Source organism: Pseudoxanthomonas wuyuanensis, from assembly GCF_900215535.1.
In the GTDB taxonomy this organism is placed as follows: domain Bacteria; phylum Pseudomonadota; class Gammaproteobacteria; order Xanthomonadales; family Xanthomonadaceae; genus Pseudoxanthomonas_A; species Pseudoxanthomonas_A wuyuanensis.
Map to the genome: position 1 here is coordinate 384,420 of NZ_OCND01000003.1, position 19,037 is coordinate 403,456.

The 19,037-nt window shown below is 58.5% G+C and carries 12 protein-coding genes and 1 pseudogene; 10 read left to right on the plus strand and 3 right to left on the minus strand.

Annotated features, from left to right (window positions below):
• The first annotated feature begins 15 nt into the window (after positions 1-15).
• The 5 genes from CRO39_RS09295 to CRO39_RS09310 all read left to right on the plus strand — a co-directional run bounded on the left by CRO39_RS09295 (position 16) and on the right by CRO39_RS09310 (position 10,113).
• On the plus strand, positions 16-1,818 hold the full coding sequence (locus CRO39_RS09295; protein ID WP_097121606.1) for a hypothetical protein: 1,803 nt from the start codon (positions 16-18) through the stop codon (positions 1,816-1,818).
• A gap of 40 nt (positions 1,819-1,858) precedes the next feature.
• Positions 1,859-5,374 carry a glycosyltransferase gene (locus CRO39_RS09300; protein WP_162125909.1) on the plus strand — a complete coding sequence of 1,172 codons (3,516 nt, stop codon included), beginning with the start codon at positions 1,859-1,861 and terminating at the stop codon, positions 5,372-5,374.
• A 140-nt stretch (positions 5,375-5,514) separates the two neighbouring features.
• Positions 5,515-6,621, plus strand: a complete 1,107-nt coding sequence (locus CRO39_RS09305; protein ID WP_176520182.1) for a methyltransferase domain-containing protein — start codon at positions 5,515-5,517, stop codon at positions 6,619-6,621.
• A 15-nt stretch (positions 6,622-6,636) separates the two neighbouring features.
• Positions 6,637-7,245 carry a hypothetical protein gene (locus CRO39_RS20480; RefSeq protein WP_141400760.1) on the plus strand — a complete coding sequence of 203 codons (609 nt, stop codon included), beginning with the start codon at positions 6,637-6,639 and terminating at the stop codon, positions 7,243-7,245.
• Positions 7,246-7,320: 75 nt separating this feature from the next.
• Positions 7,321-10,113 carry a glycosyltransferase family 2 protein gene (locus CRO39_RS09310; RefSeq protein ID WP_238394708.1) on the plus strand — a complete coding sequence of 931 codons (2,793 nt, stop codon included), beginning with the start codon at positions 7,321-7,323 and terminating at the stop codon, positions 10,111-10,113.
• 42 nt (positions 10,114-10,155) lie between these two features.
• On the opposite strand, the gene CRO39_RS09315 is transcribed toward CRO39_RS09310, so the two are convergent.
• From CRO39_RS09315 to CRO39_RS09325, 3 genes are all read right to left on the minus strand, one after another.
• A complete protein-coding gene (locus CRO39_RS09315; protein WP_097121609.1) occupies positions 10,156-11,094 on the minus strand; it encodes an electron transfer flavoprotein subunit alpha/FixB family protein in 939 nt (312 codons plus the stop codon).
• Positions 11,095-11,189: 95 nt separating this feature from the next.
• Positions 11,190-11,936: an electron transfer flavoprotein subunit beta/FixA family protein gene (locus tag CRO39_RS09320; protein WP_097121610.1), complete on the minus strand. Its 747-nt coding sequence runs from the start codon at positions 11,934-11,936 to the stop codon at positions 11,190-11,192.
• Between the two features lie 75 nt (positions 11,937-12,011).
• Complete coding sequence (locus CRO39_RS09325; RefSeq protein WP_097121611.1) at positions 12,012-12,944, minus strand: ATP-grasp domain-containing protein; 933 nt, start codon at positions 12,942-12,944, stop codon at positions 12,012-12,014.
• Between the two features lie 111 nt (positions 12,945-13,055).
• Here CRO39_RS09325 and CRO39_RS09330 point away from each other — a divergent pair, with 111 nt between their 5' ends.
• The 5 genes and pseudogenes from CRO39_RS09330 to CRO39_RS09350 form a co-directional block, all read left to right on the plus strand.
• On the plus strand, positions 13,056-13,808 hold the full coding sequence (locus CRO39_RS09330) for a CoA transferase subunit A (RefSeq protein ID WP_097121651.1): 753 nt from the start codon (positions 13,056-13,058) through the stop codon (positions 13,806-13,808).
• Entirely contained in the window at positions 13,808-14,437 is a 630-nt protein-coding gene (locus tag CRO39_RS09335) for a CoA transferase subunit B (protein WP_097121612.1), read from the plus strand. Before CRO39_RS09330 ends, CRO39_RS09335 begins: the two co-directional genes overlap by 1 nt.
• A 194-nt stretch (positions 14,438-14,631) precedes the next feature.
• Complete coding sequence (locus CRO39_RS09340) at positions 14,632-16,983, plus strand: reprolysin-like metallopeptidase (protein WP_097121613.1); 2,352 nt, start codon at positions 14,632-14,634, stop codon at positions 16,981-16,983.
• A gap of 420 nt (positions 16,984-17,403) precedes the next feature.
• A complete protein-coding gene (locus CRO39_RS09345) occupies positions 17,404-18,390 on the plus strand; it encodes an IS5 family transposase (protein WP_097121614.1) in 987 nt (328 codons plus the stop codon).
• Positions 18,391-18,776: 386 nt separating this feature from the next.
• Positions 18,777-19,037, plus strand: a pseudogene (locus tag CRO39_RS09350) (IS5/IS1182 family transposase); the annotation flags it as partial.

The window sequence follows — 19,037 nt, forward strand, 5'->3', positions numbered from 1 at the left end:
AGACAGGACTGCAGAATGTCAGATTTAGAAGAGAAAACTCCCAAGCGCGATGCCATTCTGGTGCTCGGAATGCATCGTAGCGGCACGTCTGCGCTAGGAGGGGCCTTGGCTCGACTCGGCGTGACGTCGCCGCGGACCAAGCTACCGCCCGCCAGCGACAATCCTAAAGGTTTTTGGGAGTCGGCGGAACTTCTCAAGTTCAACGATCAGATTCTGTCGGCTTCCGGTAGCCGCTGGAACGACTGGGGCAAACTCAACGAAGACTGGCACCGGTCCCTGCTCGCAGATGAATTCGTAGAACGCCTGCGTCCCGTCTTCCATCATGAGTTCGGGGATGCACCGCTAGTGTTCATCAAGGATCCGCGCATCTGCCGCTTTGCTCCATTTTGGCTGCGTGCGCTGGATGCTTTAGGCTACCGGAGCAAGGTGCTGATCCCACTACGTTCCCCTCTAGAGGTGGCGGATTCCTTGGCCGCCCGGAACGGTTTTGGCCGTACCTATTCGTTGCTCCTCTGGCTTCGTCATGTGCTTGAGGCGGAGGCGAGTACGCGCAACATCCCTCGCGCATTCGTTCACTACACGCACTTGCTTCAGGACTGCAAGGAGGAAATGAAACGCATCTCCGAGCGGCTGGCCATTGTTTGGCCACGTTGGTCTCTTACGGCGTTGTCGGAACTTGAAACGTACTTGACGAACGACTTGCGGCACCAGCATGGCAATCTTGAACTGAGTTCGGAAAGTCCTTTAGGCCGTTGGGTGTCGTTGACAGTTGGTGCACTCGACAAGCTTTCCCATGCCGAATCCGATGAGGCCAGGGCAGTGCTCGATCAAGTTCGGTTCGAGTTCGATACTGGTGCAGATATCTTTGGTGTCGCTGCCCGCGAGAACGAGAGGCGGTTGGATGGTGGCATTGGTGCGCGCGATCAGAAAATCGCTGCACTGATGTCCGACCTGGAAGCGGCCCAACGAAGCGCCGAGCAGCATCGAGCGACCAGCAATAGCAAGGATGCGCGCATCGCAGAGCTCCAAGCGGCCATGGAAGAGCGTGCTATGGAGCTAGAACGCGCCATCGGTGAGAAGGAAGCGAGCATTGGAGAGCTCAAAGCGGAGTTGACGCGTGCCAGCAACGACATTGAGCAGCTTACTAAGGCACTACAGGAAGCGAAGCGAACACAGCAATCCGAGGCGGAGTTGAAGCGGTTCAAAGCACAGGCCGAAATACGACTGAGCCAAGGCAAGACCATAGTTCAGGAGCTCTCGAAAGCGAACAAGGACTTGTCCCTCCAGAACGGACAACTGCAGCGTAGTATCAAGGAACGGTACGAGGAGATAGCAAGGCTCACCAAACTTGTTATCCGGCAGGAACGTGAGTTTGATCTGCGCTTCCAGGAACGAGACGCTCTGGCCATCAGCCAATTTCAGCAGAAGAGCGAAGAAGTTCGGCAGCTACGGGACGAGCTCACTTCCATCCGGCGTGGACTGGTGTGGCGGACAGCTGCTCCTGTCCGGAAGGTCAGCCGCTTGCTCGGTGGCCGGAACGAGGCCGCGGGAAACCTGCAGCGGCTTGTCGCAACAATAAGCGCATCAGATCTGTTCGACAGGGATTGGTACCGGCAGACTTATGCCGACGTCGATGAGAGCGGCATGGATCCGGTGCTGCATTATCTGCAGTTCGGCGCGGCGGAAGGACGTGACCCGGGGCCGCGTTTCAACGTTAGGTCCTACTTGCGAAAGAACATGGACGTTGCGCGCTCGGGGATGAATCCGCTGCTGCATTACCTGGAGCACGGTCGATTCGAGAACCGTAGTCCGACCTGAGGTAGATAGAGGATTGGGGGAACATTTAAGTATGATGTGCATGAAAGAACAAGCTCGGCTTCTGCGCGAATCAAAGCTGTTTGATGGTCGCTGGTATCTGCGGAGCTATGCAGATGTGGGCGTACTCGGGATCGACCCTGCGGAACACTACGTGCGCTTTGGTGCAGCGACATTGAGGAATCCAAGCCCGAACTTCGATACCGCGCATTACATGGAGCGCAACCCGGACGTCGCCGCGACCGGGATGAATCCTCTAGTCCACTATTTACTTCATGGCGCTGTCGAGAGGCGTTCGGTGCGTCCGGTGACTGCCGATAGTCCATTGGTGACGGATGAGTACGACGACGCGGGGCGTTGGTTGTTCGACATAGAGCCTCTGCTACAGGGCGCGAAGCTGGAGGGTACGGCGGTCGTGGTCGCTCGTCGCAAGATTCTGCGGGAGCCACCGCCCCCGGGAGCGTTGGTCGTTGCCTGGGTGATCAACCAACACGACAAGATGACTCATCAGTATAGGGTCAGGAACTACGCCGAGGCGCTTTCAGCACTGAACGTGCACCCGTTGATCCTGTCCGAGAGGGATTTGGCCGAGGGTGATTTTGGGGGGATCGACATTGTTGTTCTATGTCGGATCGCCGCGAACCCGGCAATGTTGCGAACCGTGGATGAGTTCCGCAGTGGTGGTGGCAAGGTTATCTTCGACATCGACGACATGGTCTTCGACCCAGATCGCATTGATTTCATCCGCCATGTCGCAGCAAAGTCGGAGCCCGATAAGGACATCTTCCGCAAAATCATGTCACGTCTGCGCGACACCATGTGGCGGTCCGATCTGGTCACCACCAGCACCTTTGCGCTCAAGCTGGAAGTCGAGCGGATGGGGATGCGGGCACTGGTGCTTCCCAACAACATCAGTCTGCGCCATGAAGCGGAGGCGCAGGACTTGATGGCGCGGTCTCGTGATGAAGGCGCCCGCATTCGGATTGGCTACTTTAGTGGCACCAAGAGCCATGAACACGATTTTGCAGAGTGCTCTGAAGCGTTAGTCTCTATCATGCAAGAACAACCGAATGTGGAACTGCTCGTAGTGGGATGGTTAGAAGCAGCTGAGCGTTTTCGAACATTCGGCGACAGATTCATCCAGATGCCTCTGTTGTCTCATCACGAGATGATGAAGGCTCTTTCGACAGTCGACATCAATCTGGCCCCGCTAGAACTACGCAATCCGTTTACCCACTGCAAGAGCGAGCTCAAGATCTTCGAAGCGGCTCTGTATGGAATCCCGACGATCGCATCGCCCACCGCCAGCTATTCGGCAGTCATCACTCATCAGCGTGATGGATTGCTCGCCGAAACGCGCGTCCAATGGGTGAAATTGCTCCGCCAACTTATCTCCGAGCCCAAGCGCCGCGTTGAGATTGGCCAGCGAGCCAAGAAAAATATCGCAAATCGCTTCCTGGTCAGTACCACTGTCCATGAAGCCAATGCGATACTGCGCTCTGTCAAGAACGAACGAGCCCGCCCGCTCCCTCCACGGTCCATTCCGCCTATGGACCGTACTACCCCTGCCATCTCGGTTGTGTCGATCCTCTACCGCAAGAGCGAGGAAGTGGTCTATTTCCTTGAGACCATGAGGCGGCAGTCCTTCGACCTGCCTTATGAAATTGTGTTAGTCAACGACAGAAGCCCTGATGAATCGGTGGCTGTCGTCGAGGAGTTCGTGCGCAAGAGGAGTAGCTTGCCGGATGCTAATCCAAACATGCAGGTGCGCATCATTACCAATGACGCCAATCTGGGGAATTGCGCAAGCCGGAACCGGGGTGTCAGCGAATCCACGGGTGACATCATCGTCGTAGTTGACGCTGACTGCCTGTTCAACCGGGATTTTCTCGCGCTCCACTATCGTGCGCACCAGCGTGGAAAATGCGACGCGGTTGTCGGGCCAAAGGGCATAGAAACGAACCATAGACCGCCAATGTCCGTACTTGCCCTGCATGAAGCGGATTCGTCGCTGGCTGTGCAGGAAGCTCGTCCTCAGGATGGCACGAATCAGGACAGTTTCGTCAACAGCGTGACTCGGAATTTTTCCGTGCGCCGGAGCTTTGCCGAAGCCTCTCTACCGGAAGGATTGTTCGACGAACAGTTCACCTACAGCGCAAGCCCGGACTCAGGCTTTGGGTGGGAAGACGTCGAAATGGGCTGCCGCCTCTACAAGGCGCATGCCAGAATCAAGTTTCTGGCTGACACAGCCTCCATCCACATTTCTCATCCTCCCACCGTCGAAAACCGGGACAAGCCGTACCGGTCGTTGAAGAACTTCCGCAGGCTCCACGAGAAGCATCCGCTGCTTCGGTTGGAATCGCGTCAATGGACACGCTCTACCTACGAAGCGATTGTCAAATGGTGCAAGTCCGCGGGTGGGGATCTGAAGTCGAATGCCGATTTCCACTTTATGGAGGAACATTTGGCGGACACGAAGCGTGATCTGGTCGTGTTCACCCGGCCGGCGAAGCCGCTGCGGATCCTTACTTTCCGCTGGCATTGTCCCCATCAGTATGAGCTGTACCGCCTAGGGCATCAGTTCACGCTGGCGACAGGCATGGGCACAGGCCTCTGCGAACGATGGGAATGGGCGCATCGCCCGATGCCAACTAATGCCCGAATGGTGCCGTATGCGAGGATCAATCCTCACGACTACGACTTAGCTATCCTTCATTTCGACGAGAATCTACTTCACCCCGAGATATGCCATGGGAAAGTACCGTTGGACTGGGGCGCCACCTTCCTTAAGGCTATGAAAGAGTGGGATCTGCCTAAGGTTGCAATATGCCATGGCACGCCGCAGTTCCACGGTCAGTATGATCCGGAGTACGATCAGTCTGACCTCGGTGAGGTCATCGAGGAGAATCGGCTGGAGCTCGTGGAGCTACTGAAGGACGTAGAGGTTGTCTGCAATTCGCATCAGTCGATGCGAGAGTGGAAGTTCATCAAGAGTAGGACGATCTGGCATGGATTTTCTCCGCACGAGTTTCCACCGGGCATGAAGGGCGCCGGTGTATATGCAATGGCTATTCGGGGTTTAGCAAATCGCCCGCATTACAATGGTTATCAAGTCATGCGACGAGTAATGGAAGCCCTTGGCAGAGACATCCGGGTCTCGAATCTGGCTGTTGGCGATCCTTCCGTTCAGTACACACCGCGGACGTATGAGTGGGCCAAGGTGAAGTATGAGAACTATGTCCGCTCGATCGGTGCTAAAGGCATTTATCTGAATACAACCGTGCGGTCTCCCATGCCGCGGACTCGTGGTGAGGCCATGATGGCGGGCGTTCCCACGGTCAGCCTGCGCAATCACGATGTTGATATGTTCATAGAGAACGGGGTCAACGGTTTTTTTACCGATACCCCGGAGGAACTGGCAGATCAGGTACGCTATTTATTCACGCATCAGGAAGTACGTGAACGCATGGGGAAAGCCTCGAGGCTTACTGCTATGAATGTGTTCAACCAGGACAGGTATCTGGCGGCATGGACACAATTGATCCGTGACATCATGTGACAGAATCAGGTACAACCTTGGAGATTGGGATGGAGGGTCGGGAGCGGATGATCACGGAAGTGACAAGCCTCAACTCTGGCGCCTGGACGTGCGTGGGCGTAAGCGTGCGTAGCCTGATCGATGGATACTCTGGAGCCCCCTTGCTGGTAGAAGAGCAGAAGGTGCCAGGACGTCATTGGCTGAACACAAAACTTTCCATGTCCTTCCGCAAGGACGAGCGGCTGGAGATATTTTTCGCGTTACGACAAATGGACTCCGCACGAATTAGGATCAGGCTGGATCTAGCGGGGACGACTCGGAATGGGCTGATAGACATGGCGACCGCGGAGGTACTGTCGAGCGAGTTCACCGCGTTTGAAGTCCAGCGCGCACGCGACGGAGCTATATGGGTCACTGCGACCATCGGCGTGCCAACTGACATCGCTTACCTGAATGTCGGGCTGATGCTGGAGTCGGCGCACGGTGAGTATGAATATCTTGGCGGCGGGACAGCGTTCGTCATCGAGGCACTGGAGATCAGAAATACTGGTGTCATGTATTCGGATCCATCCGTGCACTCAAGGCACGAGCCTTTCGGACGCGCGGCGCATCACCTCTGCAAAGGTAAGGGGCTCGAAGTCGGCGCGTTGCATCGACCCTTTGACCTAGATGCACACGTCACCTATCTGGACTATGAAAAGACCGCAAGTCTAAGGAAGGACTACAAGGCCGACCCGCGTGTCGGTGACATCCGGCAGGTGCAGGTGGTCTGGAAGGAGAACAACTACCCGTTCTTCGACGATGATGCGTTCGATTTCGTCATCAATAGCCATGTATTGGAGCATGTCTGCAACCCGGGCCGCGCAATCGAGGAGTGGCTCAGGATCATCGGTCCTGGTGGAGTACTTTACATGGTGGTCCCAGACAAGAACTATACATTCGATAAGCCTCGAGAGATTACTCCGCTTGAACATCTCATGGAAGAGTTCCACGCAAAAACTCAACTGATCGCGCGCGCGCACTATGAGGATTATGTGCGAAATCGTGAGGGTGGAAAGACAGGAAAGGACGCGGAAGCGGCGATTGAAGCTGCTTTCAAACGGCAAAGCAGCATACACGTACACACTTTCACCAAGGACAGCCTTCGAGAATTCCTCGAAACGCTGATGCGTCACCTTAATTTCAAGATCGAGCACTTCGAGGCGGAAAATATGCATATACACGTCGCTCTGCGCAAGCTTTCTGACCAGTCCCTTTCAACCCACTGACTATTCCATCCCACTATGAAACGCATTGTTGCTATTTCCGCAGTACTCACAGCTTCTTTCCTTGTGTCCTGTAACAAGGTCGATAGCCCTTCGCCGACTTCGGCGCAGCAACCCGCAGCAGGCATGGCCGGGCCTGAGACGAGCCCAGTCGGTACGCGAACCGAACAAGCGCCAAAGGCGCCAGTTGGCAGCAAACTTGTGCAAGCTCCCGTTGGTGAGGGGGCGGCAACTGCATTTCGCTTGACTAATGGTCAGACGCTGCGCGGAAACTATGTGTCTGATCGGGATGCCACCCTCCTAGGTTTTGGCGTGCGCATCGGTAATTCCCGTGGAAGTTCGGACGGTAGTCTAGAGCTAAGCATATGCGAGGCAGATGCCTGCCAGAAGGCGAGCATCCCCCTAAAGGGCACGATAGACAATGGCTATGCGATCTTTACGTTGCCTACGCCTCTAGAGGTTAAGAACGGTCGTACTTATACCTATTCCCTGAAGCGCAGTATGGACGCCACGAATTCACTCGCCATCTGGCTGCATCCTGCTCCGGCGAACGCGTCCACGGTTGTGGACGCTGGCGGCAAAGATACGGGTCGCGTGGCGAAGCTGGGCCTGTATTTCAAGGAGTAGACAGGCTAGCACGCCTAGGTGTGGTACTCCCATGCGCCCATGCTCTGTTCGTGAACCCATCAGCAGTATCTCGAAATGAATGACGACAGCAGCCTCGGGCATCGCCAGCGAATCGATCCGGTGGGGCGGGTTTCCGACGGGTGGTACTGGTTCCGGTGGCCTGCCTCGCTGGCCGACGTGGGAGACGGGGCCGTGGTCTATCACCGCGCCGGATCCAGCGAACCTGCCTCGCTGCCATTGTTGCGGAGGGCGGGGAAAGCAACCTCATTTGTCCTGCCTCTCGCTCCAGCTGATGAGGTGTGGCTGGAAGAAGGCGCAGGGGAACCCCTTGTGGTCCCTCTGCCGCCTTTGCCGCTCCGAGTCGGGCGGCCGAAGGCCGTCGCGTTGATTCTCATTTTGCTCGCTCGCGAGGAAGGTTGGGACTTACTAAGCACGGCAAGAAATTTGGCAGGCATTCTGATGTCGCTACCTGCCCGCGGAGCTAGACGTACGATGGATGCGCTACTGGGACGTCTGCTCATCGCCATGCAGATGCGGGATGAGCGGAATCCAGTGGCGCATGTGAGGACCTCGCTGGCTGCGGGCGTCCGCCGTGTCCTTCTCAAGCCACTCCATCAGTTGCAGGTGCTCGCTGGCGCAGCCGGTATACGTTGGGTCAGCGCTGGCGATGACCCGCAGATGCTGCTCGATCTGACGTCGGTGGACATCGTGCTGCCAGCAGGCTGGTACCGCTTTCGTTGTCGCTTGCAAGTCCTCGCGGGGCATCTGGTGTCGCCCTGTCTGTATGCCGACCAGGGCAGTGGTTTCAAGCCCAACTTGCTTGTTCGAATTCCTGCGCCGGACGCGACGGGCCGCATTGATATGCTGTTCGTGCTACCGCGAAACACGGTGGGTGTGCGCATCGACCCAAGCAGCCGTAGCGTCGAATACTCGGTTTCCGACTTCAAGCTCATAAGAGAGCCTCGATGGCGAGCGCTGCTTTTCATGCTCCTGCGACGCGAGGAGTCAGGTTGCATTGACTGGAATGCCTCGACGCGCCTTGCCCGGAACTTCCTCCGCACGCTGATTTTCGGTGGCCTGTCGGCCGCAGCCGACCATCTCATGTCGCAGCAGCCCTATGCGCAGCAGCCATCCGGCTTCGACTACACGGACTGGGTGCGCCGCTTCGACACCCTGGACGAGTCGAGCCGCAACTTGTGCGCGCGCGTCTCTGTGCTATCCGAGCGCCCGCTCATCAGCGTGCTGGTCCCGGTGTATAACACCCCTGAACGTTGGCTAAGACGCTGTCTGGATAGCGTCCTCAAGCAGGCGTATCCACATTGGGAGCTATGTATCGCGGATGATGCTTCTCCCGCGCCTCATGTCCAACATGTACTGCGGGAGTACGCGGATCGTGATGAGCGGATCCGGATAGTTAGGCGCGAAGAGAATGGACATATATCCGCAGCTTCGAACTCTGCTCTCGCGCTAGCCAATGGTGAGTACGTCGCCTTGCTGGACCATGATGACGAACTGAGGCCTCATGCCCTGCTGGAAATTGCAGAGGCCATCAATCAGCAACCGACGCTCGAGGTGATCTACTCTGACGAAGATAAGATCGACGAGAAGGGACGCAGGTTTCAACCCTACTTTAAGCCGGACTGGAACCCGCAGTTGCTTCTGTCTCAGAACTATCTTTGTCATCTTACTGTCATCAGGACCGAGCGTGTGCGGTGCGTGGGTGGGTTTCGCGCCGGCTTCGAGGGAAGTCAAGATCACGACCTCTTCCTGCGCTGCTGCGGAGGACTGTCGGAGGAACGAATCAGGCACATTCCCAAAGTGCTATACCACTGGCGTGCCATAGAAGGTTCGACTGCGCTCGAGCGCGACGCAAAGGATTACGCATCCCTGGCGGGCGCGCGCGCTGTGCGCGAGCATGTTTCGAGCATCGAAGGAGTCCGCGTGGAGGAACTCCCGCACGGACATTATCGCGTCAGATGGCCTTTGCCCTCACCGGTGCCGAAGGTCAGTATTATCATTCCCACGCGGGACAAAGTAGATTTGCTGCGAAAGTGCATCGAGAGCCTGTTTGAACGCACCAAGTATGCAGATTTTGAGTGCATCGTTGTCAACAACCAGTCCAGTGAGCCCTTGGCCCTGCGGTACCTACACGATATAGCGGGCCGTGCCGCCATCCGAGTACTTGACTACGACGCGCCCTTTAACTATTCGAAAATAAACAACTTGGCAGCGGAGCACGCACAAGGCTCGGTTCTCTGCCTGATGAACAACGATATCGAGATCATCACAGAAGACTGGTTGGAAGAAATGGTCTCTCACGCCGTTCGTCCTGATACAGGCGCCGTCGGTGCGATGCTCTACTATCCGGATGGAACCATCCAGCACGCGGGCGTCATTCTTGGCGTTGGCGGTGTGGCGAATCATGCCTATCTCGACCGGCCCGCAGGATATCCGGGGCATGGCGCGCGTGCGCTCGTTACACAGAATCTGTCAGCGGTGACAGGCGCCTGCATGGTAGTGCGGCGTTCGGTCTATTTTAAAGTCGGAGGATTGGAGGAACGCCTGAGTGTCGCGTTCAATGACATCGATTTCTGCCTGCGGCTTCTGGAAGCGGGATATCGCAATGTATGGACGCCGCATGCGCAACTCATCCATCACGAATCTGCAACGCGTGGTTCCGACGACTCGAAGGAAAAACGCCAGCGATTCGTCGCCGAAGTCGACTTCATGCATGCAAGATGGGATGGCCTACTACAATCTGATCCAGCATACAATCCGAACCTCGCTCTTGATGATTGCAGCGCGGCTCTTTCCTATCCGCCCAGGCATAGTGCATTCCACGTCGTACCTCCCGCACGCGCGACGTGATGGCGGCGGGTAAGAGGTAAGAGTGCCCCTCCTTTTGAAGGACTAAAGCGCCGCTTCCAACTCAGGCAGCAACTTGAACAAATCCCCCACCAGCCCGATGTCGGCCACCTCGAAAATCGGAGCCTCGGCGTCCTTGTTGATGGCCACGATGGTGCCGGCGTCCTTGATGCCGGTCAGGTGCTGGATGGCGCCGGAGATGCCCACGGCTACGTAAAGTTCCGGGGCGATGATCTTGCCGGTCTGGCCAACCTGCATTTCGTTGGGGCAGTAGCCGGCATCGACCGCGGCGCGCGAGGCGCCGACGGCGGCGCCCAGCTTGTCAGCCAGGGCGTAGATGATGGCGAAGTTCTCCAGCGAACCCACGCCGCGGCCGCCGGAGACCACGCGCTTGGCGCTCTGCAGGTCGGGACGGTCGGATTTCCCGGCGGCCAGACCGACAAAACGGGTGTGGCCGGGTAGCGTGGCTTCGACAGAAACGGCTTCCACCGGGGCATTGCCACCCTTGTCGGCTTCGGGCCAGGAGGCGGTGCGCACGGTGGCAACCACGGTCTGATCGGCCGGGGCCTCGACAGTGATGATGGCGTTGCCAGCATAGATGGGGCGCTTGAAGGTGTACGGGCCTTCCATCGTCATCAGATCCGAGACCTGATTTACTCCGAGCAGGGCAGCAACGCAGGGCATCAGGTCCTTGCCGAAGGTCGTGGACGGGCCGAATACATGGCTGTAGCCGGCGGCCAGTTTGGCGACCTGCGGGGCGAGCACCTGCGCGAGCGCATGGTCATTGGCGGCATTGGCCACGGTCAGCACCTTGGTCACGCCTGCGATCTGGGACGCTTCGGCAGCAACGGCGGCGGGGTCGGCGGCCAGCACCGCGACATCGATGGATTCCGGCGACAACGCCTGCGCGGCGCTGACGGTCTTAGCGGTGGCGGCGTTGAGCTTGCCGTCCAGGTGTTCGGCGATGACAAGAACTTTGGACATGAAGGAATCTCCGGAAAGGTGGGCAGGTCGCGGCAGCTTGGCTTCGCGCCCTCGCCCCAACCCTCTCCCGCCAGCGGAAGAGGGGGCTAAAAGCGTTACAGCAGGCCTTTGGCCTTCAGGGCGGCAACCAGTTCAGCCGCATCCTTGACCATCACGCCCTTGCTGCGCTTCGGCGGCGGGGCGTACTGGGTGGTTTTCAGCGTATCGGCGGCGTCCACGCCCAGTTCGGCCAGTTGCAGCGTTTCCATCGGTTTGCTCTTGGCCTTCATGATGTCCGGCAGCTTGATGAAGCGCGGCTCGTTCAGGCGCAGATCGGTGGTGACGACGGCCGGCAGGTCTACCTCCAGCGTTTCCAGGCCGGCGTCGACCTCGCGGGTGACGGTGGCTTTGCCATCGGCAATTTCGAGCTTGGAAGCGAAGGTGGCCTGCGGCCGGCCCCAGATCGTGGCCAGCATCTGCCCGGTCTGGTTGGCGTCGTCATCGATCGCCTGCTTGCCCAGGATTACCAGGTCCGGCTGCTCTTTTTCGACCAGCTTGAGCAACGTACGGGCGGCGGTCAGCGGTTGGATGGCCTGATCGGTGACCACATGGATGGCCCGGTTGGCACCCATGGCCAGTCCGTTGCGCAAGTGGGCCTGGGCGTCGGCGGGGGCAATCGTGGCGACCACGACTTCGGTGGCGATGCCCTTGTCGCGTAGTCGCAGGGCTTCTTCCAGTGCGATTTCATCGAAGGGGTTGGCCGACAGTTTGACGCCGTCGGTGACCACGCCGGACCCGTCCGGCTTGACCTGGATGCGGACGTTGTAGTCCACCACGCGCTTGTAGGCGACGAGAATCTTCATCCTGTGGGAATTCCTTGAGCTACGAAAAGACCCGGCCGCGTTGGCTGGCCGAGGGCAGAAGCCCGATTTTACCGGTCAGCCGCTCCCCGTGCGAGTGCGTACGGTGTCATCGGCCAGGCGAGCCGCCAGGGTAGCCGCAAAGCGGTCGGCGCTGCCAGGAACCTGATCGAAGAACAGCGAGGGCTCGGTGAGTTCCAGTTCCAGTAGCCGGGGGCGTCCATCTGCGTCGCGAATCAGGTCGATCCGGGCATAGGCCAGCGGCTGCTCCAACTGGAGCAGGCGGCCGGTAGCGGCAAGCGTCCGTTCGGCCAGGGCCAGTTCGTCGGCGCCAGCGGGACAGGCGGTGATGTCTCCGAGGGCAAAAGGGTCCGCTTGATCGGAGCCGCCAGGCAGCAACAACGGCCCCTTGCGGATGGCATGGCTGAACCGGCCATCGAAATAGAGCAGGGCGGTCTCGCCGGCACTGTCGACGGCAGGCAGGTAAGGTTGCAGCATCGCGCTGCGTTGCTGATCCAGCAGGCGCGCCAGGTGATTGCCGGCCGCGAACTGCTGATCGCGCCGGTAGCGTTGGGTGTCGCGGGCACCTGCGCTGACCGCGGGCTTGATCACCAGTTCCTCCGCCGATTGTCCGTCCAGGAAGCCTTGCAGCGCGTCCAGCGGTTCGGCATCGGGTTCGACGAAGACGGTCGGCACCACCGGCACTCCGAGCGTCAGCAGGTCGGAAAGATAGTGCTTGTCGGTATTCCAGCGAATCACGTGCAACGGATTGATCAGCATGGCAGTTGCGCTGACCCGCTCGCACCAGGCCAGGAACTCGGGCAGCCGTTCCGTGTAGTCCCAGGGCGAGCGCAGCAGCACCGCATCGAAGCGCTGCCAACTGACGCTGGCGTCATCCCAGGCCACTGCGCGGGCCTGGATACCGGCGCGCGCACAGGCATCCAGCAAGGGGGCCAGATCTTCGTCGTGGCTGGCGGCGGCGACGGCGGTGACAAGGGCTAGCGTTTTCATGCCCTCCAGTCTAAACGCAGGAAACCCCGCAGTTTCCAATTGCCCGAAAGTACCTGTGTCACGCTCGGGGGCGTGGGTAGAATGGGCGTTCATCCAGAAACGGACATGGTCATGGCTGAAGCTGTCATATCCGCGCCATCGCTTGGCGCAGCCAAGAGCAAACTCTTCCCCAGCGCAGAAGCGGCGTTGCAGGGCATCGTTGCCGATGGCCAGACGCTGGCGGTCGGGGGCTTCGGCCTATGCGGCATCCCGGAAGCGCTGATCGTCGCCCTGCGCGACAGCGGCGTGACCGGCTTGACGGCGATTTCCAACAACGCCGGCGTCGATGGCTTCGGCCTGGGCCTGCTGCTGGAAACCCGCCAGATCCGCAAGATGATTTCGTCCTATGTGGGCGAGAACAAGGAGTTCGAACGCCAATACCTGGCTGGCGAGCTGGAGCTGGAATTCAATCCGCAAGGCACCCTGGCCGAGCGATTGCGCGCCGGCGGGGCCGGCATCCCGGCGTTCTTCACCCGCACCGGCTACGGCACCATCGTCGCCGAAGGCAAGGAGACCCGGCAGTTCGACGATGGCCATCACTACGTGCTGGAAACCGCGCTGAAAGCCGATGTGGCCCTGGTCAAGGCCTGGAAAGCCGACAAGGCCGGCAACCTGGTGTTCCGCAAGACCGCACGCAACTTCAATCCAGCCTGTGCCATGGCCGGCATGGTCTGCGTGGCCGAGGTTGAACAGGTGGTGGAGATCGGCGATATCGATCCGGACCATGTCCATCTGCCCGGCATCTACGTGGACCGCATCGTCCACAACCCCAACCCCGAAAAGCGCATCGAGCAGCGCACCGTGCGCATGGCAGGAGACAAGTGATGGCCTGGACCCGCGATGAAATGGCCCAACGCGCTGCGCGCGAGCTGATCGACGGCGCCTACGTGAACCTGGGCATCGGCCTGCCGACCCTGGTGGCCAACCATATCCCCGAGGGAATGGATGTCTGGTTGCAGTCCGAAAACGGGTTGCTCGGCATCGGCCCGTTCCCGACCGAGGCCGAAATCGATGCCGACCTGATCAACGCCGGCAAGCAGACCGTCACCGCGCGGGCGGGCGCCAGTTATTTCGGCAGCCACGACTCGTTCGCGATGATCCGCGGCGGCCATATCGACCTGGCAGTGCTGGGCGCCATGCAGGTCACCGACAAGGGCGATCTGGCCAACTGGATGGTCCCTGGCAAGATGGTCAAGGGCATGGGGGGGGCCATGGACCTGGTCGCGGGGGTCAAGCGCATCGTTGTGCTGATGGAGCACGTCGCGAAAGACGGCAGTCACAAAATCCTGCCGCAGTGCGACCTGCCGCTGACCGGGGTGGGGGTGGTGGACCGCATCATCACCGACCTGGCGGTATTCGACGTGACCGCGGACGGCCTGGTCCTGGTGGAAACTGCGGACGGCGTCACGGATGATGAGCTGCGCGGCAAAACCGGGGTGCCGTTCAAGAAATAGCGGCCGGTCGCAGCGAAAATGCGCTGCGAGTATCGAAATGGCTGAGAAAAGCCGCCAGGCCAGGCGGAATCCTTAAGCCAGGCTGTATATCCGGAAGACCCCAAGCACGAAATCCCCGGCTTCACCGCTCTTTTCCATGGCCTGGGTTATAGTTGAAACTCAGGGGTATAACACCGGATAGCTTGAGGGTTCTCATGAAGTTTCGCTTTGGCGGCGCTTGCGCGTCGATTATTCTGTTGGCCGGCTGCAGCGGTGGGGACCCGGGCAGCCAACTGGGGCAGTTGCGGGGGGCGGCATCATCTACCGCGGAGAAGAACGCCAATTTGCTGGCTAAAGCGCGGCCGGTTGCTCGTGACGCGTCGCAATCGATAGCGAACTCGCCAGACCGTGGCGCATTGATGAGTTATCGCAACAACCGCACCGCCAGCAAGCAGGAAGGCGCCTACACCTGGTATCCGGTTGCAATCAGCGAAGAGCACGCGATCAAGTCGTTGCTCACCGGCGAAATGATCATCCCTTCGCCGGATGGCAGCCAGGTCAAGCTGCGCTACGAGCGCCATGAAGAACATCCCGACGGCAACTGGACCTGGGTGGGGCGGCTTGTCGACGGCGACCAGATGCAGGAAGCCATCATCACCTTCGGCGAAAAGGCCGTTTACGGTTCCATTCCGCAGCCCAACGGCGCTGCGCCGCTGAGCCTGCAGACCCGTAGCGGATCGCTGTTCGCAGTGACCACCGATCTGTCCAAGCAGAAGTCGCCCAACAGCGGCACTACCGACATGATGGTGCCGCCGGCACTGGCGTTGCGCGAATCGCTAGCGCAGCAGGTGCAACAGTCGGCACCGGTACAGCAGTCGGCAACGGTGATGGCCAGCGCCCCACCCACCTCTGCCAATACTATCGATGTTGCGGTCGGGTATACGCAGGGTTTCAGGGCTCGGGAGGGTAGCCAGTCCGCCGCGGTTACACGACTCACCTTCCTGATGCAGGTGGCCAACCAGGCGTATACCAATAGCAACATCAACGGTTATCTTCGGATGGTACGTGCGGTCGAAGTCAACTATGCCGACAATACCAAGAACAGCGATGTGCTGAGCGCGCTCACCGGACACAATGGCACCTCGCCGGTTTCCATCCCCTCGGCGCTTCAACCTCTTCACACCGCCCGCAATGAATATGGCGCAGACGTGGTCGTCTTGGTACGGAAGTTCCAGACGCCGGAGAATGATGGCTGCGGTATCGCCTGGTTGAACGGTGCGGATCAGACCGCTATCGTTCCCAGCGCTGATGACGATTTTGGTTTCGCGGTGGTCAGCGACGGCAGCGACACGGGCACCGACGGCAACAGCTATTTCTGTGCGCCCGAAACCTTGGTGCATGAGGTGGGCCATGTCATGGGTTCTGCCCATGATCGCGATAATTCGAGGAAGAGCGACAACAGTCTGCAGTATGGCGCCTATGCCTATTCCTTTGGCATGAAGACCGATTCGTCGAATGGGAACTTCTATACGATCATGTCTTATGGCGATAATAATCAGACGCCTTATCGCACTTTTTCAAACCCCGCAATTACCATCTGTGGGGGCCGTGCGTGCGGCGTGGCTAATGCGACGGACAATGCACGTAGCTTGAATCAGACTATTCCTCTGGTAGCACAGTTCCGTGCCACGGTAGTGCCTTTCGATAGCACCCCCAACCTTCATGTAATAAAGAAGCAAGGTTCCTCTGGTTATACGGAAATGCATTCTCTGACCGGATACAGTGACTTCCAGAGTTATTCAAGAAATCTTGCTACAACTCTAGCCCGCAGTGGGAATGATCGTTCTTGGGAGTTCCAGTTGGGGGATTACAATGGGGACGGTATTCTTGACCTGTACGCAGTGAAGAAAATGGGGGCCTCTGGTAAAACTGAGGTTCACATTATGGATGGAAAAAGTGGGTTCAAATCCTATCTATTGAACGTAGCTACTGCTCAAGCGAGAACCGGGACCGATGGCCGATGGGAATTCCGGTTAGGCGATTACAATAAGGACGGGAAGTTGGATCTGTATGGCATTGACAGAACTGGAGGGAGTGGAAAAACAGATGTCCATGTTCTGAGTGGTGCTGATAAGTTTCAAACCTATCTTCTGCACAGTGCAACGGCACTTGGCGCCACTGGTGTCAACGATGCGTGGAAGTTTGAGTTAGGTGATTACAATAAGGATGGAAACCTTGATATTTATGCAATCAAGAAAAATGGCTTGTCTGGCCGCACTGAGGCTCATGTGTTGAATGGAGCGGGTGGATTTAAATCGTTCCTTCTTAATAAGGCAACTGCTTTGGGAGCCACTGGAACAGACGGTTTATGGGATTTCAAAGTCGCTGATTATGATCTGGATGGGAAACCGGATATTTACGGTATAAAAAGAGTCGGTAGCTCTGGGAAGACAGAAGTTCATATCTTAAGCGGAGCAAGCGTTTTTCAGTCCTTTTCTTTGCATAAGGCTACTGCTCTAGGGAATACTGGGACTGACTACGCATGGGAGTTCGTTGTTTCTAAATAATCGGTGCTTCTTCATTCGCAACCTTTGGGATTTCCCAAAGGTTGCAGCGAACGAAGCTATGCCAGGAAAATTGAGAGCCTTCGTGAAGGCGTGTGAGTAGTTTGCTTCAGCCGGGAGGCCGGAAGCCGCGCCAAAGAACACTTTGAGTCAGTTCGCCGGTTGCTGGATTTCTTGCACGCTTGCACGATGCCTTCATCGATCAGGCATCTGGCGCTACCTCTTGAATCCCTAGACCAACTCGTGGGAGTCCCCCGGCTCTGCCGGGGAGGCAGCAGCCGTTTGACCTATCGGGAGTCCACCCTGGAGACTCCGCACTATGAGCCGCCAGCACACGAGACGGGGGCGTGTCCTAGGGAACCTCTGAACAATTCCCGCACGATGTTGGACAATAGCAACCATTGAAGCAAGTGGTGTGAAGCGATGACGCAGCTAACGTTCGGCGATGCGGAGTACGCGGGTAAACGCAAGCAGACGCGGCGGGAAGTGTTTCTGGCGGAGATGGAGCAAGTGGTGCCGTGGAATGCGCTGCTGAAGCTGATTGCCCCGCATTACCCGAAGTCGGGCCGTCCGGGTCGTCAGCCCTACGCGCTGGAGACGATGTTGCGCATTCACTTTCTGCAGCAGTGGTATGCCTTGAGCGACCCGGCGATGGAAGAAGCGTTGTACGAGATAGCCTCGTTGCGCCAGTTTGCGAAGTTGTCGCTGCTGGAGGCGATTCCGGATGAGACGACGATGCTGCACTTCCGTCATTTGTTGGAACGCCACGGCCTGGCGGCGAAGCTGCTGTCGGCGGTGAATGCAGACCTGTCCCGGCGCGGTTTGCTACTGCGGCAGGGGACCATGGTGGATGCGACGATTGTTCATGCCCCGAGTTCAACCAAGAACAGCACCGGCACGCGCGACCCTGAGATGCATCAGGCCAAGAAGGGCAACCAATGGTTCTTCGGGCTGAAGGCGCATATTGGCGCGGACTACGAATCGGGCCTGGTGCATACGGTGGTGACGACGTCGGCCAATGTGGCCGATGTCACGCAGACGCACGCGTTGCTGCATGGCAAGGAGCGGCTCGTCTTCGGGGATGCCGGCTACACCGGTGCAGACAAGCGGGAGGAGCTAAAGCGCAAGCGTCGATTGACTTGGCACATTGCTGAGCGTCGACATAAGGTCAACGCGCTACCGGAAGGCGAGTTGAAGCGCGTGACCGAGTGGGTCGAACATCTGAAGGCCAAGGTGCGCGCACGCGTGGAGCATCCGTTCCGAGTGCTCAAGCAGCAATTTGGCTTCCAGAAGACACGTTACCGGGGGCTGGCCAGGAACAACGCTCAGTTGCAGACGTTGTTTGCGCTGTCGAACTTGTGGATGGTGCGGCGACGAATTCTGGCCAACGCAGGGGAGTTGCGCCTATGAGGCGGGAAATCCCGCCGCAAAGCGCCACAAGCGGCGCTTGAAACGACAATCGAAGGGCCTTGCATGCCATTTTCCCCGCATTTTGCGCATTCGGGCTGCGTTATTCAGAGCTTCCCTAGATTTTGTGTAAACGGGTCGCAGGCAGGAAGCTGCCGCATAGCCCGGAGACACGATGAGCAAGCGCAACCACGAGGAATCCCGACGAGCTGCTGTCCAGCCGACGTCCCCCCGGTTTTGAGTAGCGCGGTGATTTGGAGTCCAATTCGTCGTCCCTGAAGAACTCAGTCGACGCATGACGCATAGCGTTTTTGACGCTTTTCATGCGTGCCGGAGCTACCAGTTTTCGATACGCTGAGGGCTGATTTCTTGCAGTTTGGAACCAGCCCATGCGCAAGCGCTCCGCTGCCGCCGACAGTGCCGCGGCCCACGCCGACGAGTTGTTCCGTTCTCGCCTTGAGAACCAGATCGACCTGCGGCATCCCCTGGCGAAGCTGGCCAGCCGGATGCCTTGGGGTGATCTGGAAGATGCGCTGGCCCCGACCTTGCCACCCGTGCCGTGCAACCCCAGTTCGCTCACGCGCTGGCGTCAGCGGTTGGGCGAGGTGGGCATGGAAGAACTGCTGGCGCAGACGGTCGCGGCGGCGCGA